This is a genomic window from Terrabacter sp. P5_B1, assembly GCF_056400505.1.
Window position 1 is genome coordinate 1 of the sequence record NZ_JBFULD010000544.1, and the last position, 1,447, is coordinate 1,447.

Consider the following 1,447-nt stretch of genomic DNA (forward strand, 5'->3'; position numbering starts at 1 on the left):
GAGCAGCTTGGTGCCCCGCTCGACGCCGAGCACCAGCACGCCGGTCGCCATCGGGTCGAGGGTGCCGGCGTGGCCGACGCGGCGCGTCCCGCACAGGCGGCGCGCGCGGGCCACGACGTCATGGCTCGTCCAGCCGGCCGGCTTGTCGACGACGAGCAGGCCGCTCGAGCGGTCGGTCATCGCGCGTCGACGTCCGCGTCCACCTCGGCATCGTCGCTGCCCTCGGAACGGTCGACCGGCTTGCGGTACGGGTCGGCCTCGCCGGCAGGCTTGGCGTTCGCGGCGGCGCGGGCCAGCTCCTCGTCACGGGCGCGCGTCTGCGCCACGAGGTCCTCGAGGTGGGCCGCCCCCTCGGGGAGCGCGTCGGCGATGAACTCGATCGACGGCGTGAGACGGATGCCGATGCCCTTGCCGACCGCCGAGCGGATGCGGCCCTTGTTGGCCTCGAGCACGTCGGCGGTGGCCTGGCGGTCCTCGTTGCTGCCGAAGACGGTGTAGAAGACCGACGCCTGCTGGAGGTCGCCCGTGACGCGGGCGTCGGTGATGGTGACGAACCCGAGGCGTTCGTCCTTGAGCCGGAACTCGAGGTACTCGGCGACGATGACCTTGATCCGGTCGGCGATCTTGCGGGCGCGGGCGGGGTCAGCCATGACTACCTCTGCTTTCGTGTGTCGTGCGGTCGGACCGGTCCGAGCGGGGCCGACGTGGTGACCACCCTAGTAGCGGGGCGGGCGCACACGGCATACCCGGCCCGGGAGTCCGCAGGTCGGGTGGGGACCCGCGGACGGCGACGGCGCCGACCCCCGTGGGGGCCGGCGCCGTCGATCCAGCCTCGCTCAGGAGCGCGGCTTCTCGCGCATCTCGAACGTCTCGATGACGTCGTCGATCTCGATGTTGTTGAAGTTGCCGAGGTTGATACCGCACTCGAAGCCCTCGCGGACCTCGGTGACGTCGTCCTTGAAGCGACGCAGACCGGTGATCTCGATGCCCTCGCCGATGACGGTGCCGTCGCGGATGATCCGCGCACGGGTCCCGCGCTTGATCTCGCCGGAGCGCACGAGCGAACCCGCGACGTTGCCGAACTTGCTCGACTTGAAGACCTCGCGGACCTCGGCCGTGCCCAGCTGGACCTCTTCGTACTCCGGCTTGAGCATGCCCTTGAGCGCTGCCTCGACGTCGTCGATCGCCTGGTAGATGACCGAGTAGAAGCGCATGTCGACGCCCTCCCGGTCGGCCAGCTCGGCGACACGCTCCGCGGGGCGGACGTTGAAGCCGATGATGATCGCGTTGTCGACCGTCGCGAGGTTGACGTCGTTCTGCGTGATCGCACCGACACCGCGGTGGATGATCCGCAGGTCGACCTCGTCGCCCACGTCGATCTTGAGGAGCGCGTCCTCGAGCGCCTCGACCGAACCCGACACGTCACCCTTGAGGATGAGGTTGAGGG

2 protein-coding genes and 1 pseudogene are annotated in these 1,447 nt (G+C 69.9%); all 3 read right to left on the reverse strand.

Annotation, left to right across the window (positions count from 1 at the left end):
* A pseudogene (gene truB / locus AC1DP0_RS21820) lies at nucleotides 1-180 on the reverse strand (tRNA pseudouridine(55) synthase TruB); the annotation flags it as partial.
* Complete coding sequence (gene rbfA, locus AC1DP0_RS21825) at nucleotides 177-650, reverse strand: 30S ribosome-binding factor RbfA (RefSeq protein WP_478088670.1); 474 nt, start codon at nucleotides 648-650, stop codon at nucleotides 177-179. The pseudogene truB and the gene rbfA, both read right to left, overlap by 4 nt.
* Nucleotides 651-836: 186 nt before the next feature.
* A partial coding sequence (locus tag AC1DP0_RS21830) for a translation initiation factor IF-2 (protein WP_478088672.1) occupies nucleotides 837-1,447 on the reverse strand: 611 nt, incomplete at its 5' end.

Excerpts from the sequence above, each read along its gene's own strand:
- rbfA (WP_478088670.1), bottom strand. The coding sequence starts at position 650 with ATGGCTGACCCCGCCCGCGCCCGCAAGATCGCCGACCGGATCAAGGTC.